A 3,037-nucleotide genomic window follows, 5' to 3' on the forward strand; every position below is an offset into this window, starting at 1 on the left:
GGCAGCGTCAGACGTGTATAAGAGACAGGGGTATGCAGGGTAGAGGAGCAAAGAGAGAATAACTAATAACTAATGACTAATGACAAATGACTAATGACAAATAACTAATGACAAATAACTAATGACTAATTGACTGCAAAGGTAATAATGTAGGACGGAGAGCGGAGGGATTGATGCCTGCTTTATGTGCTACCAATACACCTACTGCTTCTAAATATGAGTTTACCTGTATAGATTTAATCCCCAAGGGTTGGGCAGGAACTTTTATCAGAGTTTTATTTTCTTCTACTGTAATTATTTGGCATCGTCTTTGGCTTAAACTCAGTAAGGCACTGCTACCACAAGCATTTGCTGGTACGATCGCAGCATCCACTTCATCTACCCAAATATCTTCTTGCTGCGATCCGATTGCTCCTTTCTCTACTATAAATTGTGGGGCACGACTTAATCCTACAAGGACGCACGGCAAAAAGGTATAGCCCAATTCTTCGGCGGCGGAACGGGGAGATAAATCATGTTGTGGAGGTTCGCTCAAAAGCGCGGGAGAATGGGCGCAAGGAATTTGAAAGGTTCGTACTAGCAAATGGCTAATTACGGCTTCTGCACCCGCTAAAGAATCTACGCCTTCACCGTGGCGGTATTTTTGTACTGCTTCTGAGTCCATATCATCGGGGAAACGGGCAACAACTGCGATCGCTTCTGCCCCCGCTTTTTTAATTAATATCTCGGCTGCCCGTAATAAACTATCCGGGTGGCCAATTGTTCCCCAACTCGCTCCCGATGCTGTAGTCCGTAATTCTACATTTAATGGCGCATCAGTAATTACATAATCTGTTAAGGTCAATCCTAGAGTTGCTCTGACTGCATCGGCGGCTTGTATATGTCGTAGCTGCAACTCTGGCTCAATGCCTTGGTCTAAAAGTAAACCTACTTTATTAGTGCGGACTGGACGCAAACCCCAACATCCAGAGGCGAATTTGTCAAGTCCATAACCTTCAACATAAAAAGTATTTGGGAGATTCCAATACAAACTTGCGCCATTGAGAACATTGGGATGAGTAATTAGGCGATCGCAAACCTGTGCCATAACTTTGGCAACAGGCAAAGCATCTCCTGCATAACCCCCAATGGCAGCCCCAACGCCAGTTGGTACGATTAATATAGCGGTGTATGGACGTTGCATATCGAGTTAGTTAGTTATTCCTTATGCTTGATAAGCTGTTATGCAGCTAATTTTAATAAACAGCACATTGGAGTTATTTTTTAGGCAAACCCTACGCAGTATTGACACAGATGGGGTTTCACTGAATTCTATACATAGTTAGATGAAATATTGCCGCCAAGTTTCTTATCTTGGGATTACAGCTTAGAGTTGTTACTCGGTTCAGCTCAAAGATGGAAAAAACACCAGGAGTATAACTTGAGTCCTACTATGGATTTAAATTCTTTGTTGAATCTAAATACATTTATTGAATTATTACTGGGGATTAGTTTGAGCGCGGCGGCTGGCTTCCGAGTATTTGTACCACTGCTAGCATTGAGTGTGGCTTCAGTTTTTGGACATTTTGATTTGCCGACTAACTTTGATTGGCTGGAAACACCTCAAGCTGTAATTGTATTTGCCGTCGCTTGTTTACTAGAAATTATCGGTTATTACATTCCTTGGTTGGATCATCTGCTGGATATTGTAGCTACTCCTGCGGCCTTTATCGCCGGGACAATCGTCACAGCATCTCTTGCTCCAGAGATGAATCCACTGGTGCAATGGACGTTAGCTTTAGTTGCTGGTGGTGGAACCGCAGGATTAACTCAAGGATTAACGAATATATTGCGGATAAGTTCTACTGGCGTTTCAGGTGGATTAACCAATCCAGTTGTGTCAACCATTGAGTTGGTGGTTGCAATCGGACTGTCTGTGCTGGCGCTAGCTTTACCAGTGGTAGCAGGAACGATTGTGATTGGTTTTCTAATAATAGCTATTCAAAGAATTTGGAGTTTCTTTTTCAATAAAATATCTTCTCAAACTACTGAAACCGTCTCTCCATCAAGAGAATTGGGATAAGTATTTATGGATTTGTTTCATCGCTGCGACGCCGAATAGCCCGTCGTAGACATCGCAATTATAAAGCGATCGCAGTAATTTATAATTCCAAAGCCGCTATTAGACAAAAATTCACCTGATTAATTGTCTCAGAGGAAAGAGAACCCAGCTTTCTGAGAATCATAGATTTATTTAATGTAAAAATTGACTCACAGCGAACTACAGACTCAACTCTAATACCTGCACTGGCAATTTCATCGCCCGTTATTAAGTATTGCGTCACAGTTAAAGGGCGATTAGTGTTGGAGGTACAAGGCACAACCATCAAATCATCAAGAATTTGATTCAATTGATTTGCCGAAATTACAACAGCAGGGCGAACTTTGAACTGTGCTAATCCGGTTGATGGCATGGGGACTCGACACAACACAACATCACCGCGCTGTAAGTTCATCAGCAAATACTTCGTCGTAAATATCATTTTCAGGGCTTACCCAATCCTGGTAAGCCTGAGATTCAACAGCAGGATTAACAGATTTTCCGCCATTCTTGAAAGAAAGAGCTAAATCAAGCAATGCTGATAACTGCTCATCATTCAGTTGTTCAATTAGACTTAGAAGTTCTTGACGAATATTCATGGAATTGCCGACTGCTAACTATATTCAATGTATGCCATAAAGCGATCGCCTGTAGTGTTGGTAGTGCCGCAGCTACGCCCGTCGTAGATATCGCAATTATAAAGCGATCATAGTTGTAGGATGTGTTACGCTTTCGCGCTAGCACACCTTTTGAACTTCGTGAATGAGTCTTTTATCTCCGTTAACGAGTCTTTTATCTCCGTTAACGAGTCTTTTAGCTCCGTTAATGAGTCTTTTAGCTCCGTTAACGAGTCTTTTATCTCCGTTAACGAGTCTTTTATCTCCGTTAACGAGTCTTTTATCTCCGTTAACGAGTCTTTTATCTCCGTTAACGAGTCTTTTATCTCCGTTAACGAGT

General features: G+C 42.0%; 5 protein-coding genes. 1 reads left to right on the top strand and 4 read right to left on the bottom strand.

Annotated features, from left to right (window positions below):
* Positions 1-118 precede the first annotated feature (118 nt).
* Complete coding sequence (locus IQ229_RS21105; protein ID WP_194047079.1) at positions 119-1,183, bottom strand: DUF3326 domain-containing protein; 1,065 nt, start codon at positions 1,181-1,183, stop codon at positions 119-121.
* A gap of 237 nt (positions 1,184-1,420) precedes the next feature.
* On the opposite strand from IQ229_RS21105, the gene IQ229_RS21110 reads away from it, so the two are divergent.
* Positions 1,421-2,062 carry a DUF4126 domain-containing protein gene (locus IQ229_RS21110; RefSeq protein WP_228013622.1) on the top strand — a complete coding sequence of 214 codons (642 nt, stop codon included), beginning with the start codon at positions 1,421-1,423 and terminating at the stop codon, positions 2,060-2,062.
* A 79-nt stretch (positions 2,063-2,141) separates the two neighbouring features.
* Here the strand turns inward: IQ229_RS21110 and IQ229_RS21115 are convergent, their stop codons facing one another.
* From IQ229_RS21115 to IQ229_RS24285, 3 genes are all read right to left on the bottom strand, one after another.
* Entirely contained in the window at positions 2,142-2,495 is a 354-nt protein-coding gene (locus IQ229_RS21115) for a type II toxin-antitoxin system PemK/MazF family toxin (RefSeq protein WP_194047083.1), read from the bottom strand.
* Positions 2,476-2,679: a hypothetical protein gene (locus IQ229_RS21120; protein WP_194047085.1), complete on the bottom strand. Its 204-nt coding sequence runs from the start codon at positions 2,677-2,679 to the stop codon at positions 2,476-2,478. Before IQ229_RS21120 ends, IQ229_RS21115 begins: the two co-directional genes overlap by 20 nt.
* Positions 2,680-2,817: 138 nt before the next feature.
* Positions 2,818-3,037, bottom strand: a 220-nt coding sequence (locus tag IQ229_RS24285; protein WP_228013623.1) for a hypothetical protein, incomplete at its 5' end; no start/stop codon positions are given.

Origin of the sequence: Nostoc cf. edaphicum LEGE 07299 (assembly GCF_015207245.1) — a bacterium.
In the GTDB taxonomy this organism is placed as follows: domain Bacteria; phylum Cyanobacteriota; class Cyanobacteriia; order Cyanobacteriales; family Nostocaceae; genus Nostoc; species Nostoc edaphicum_B.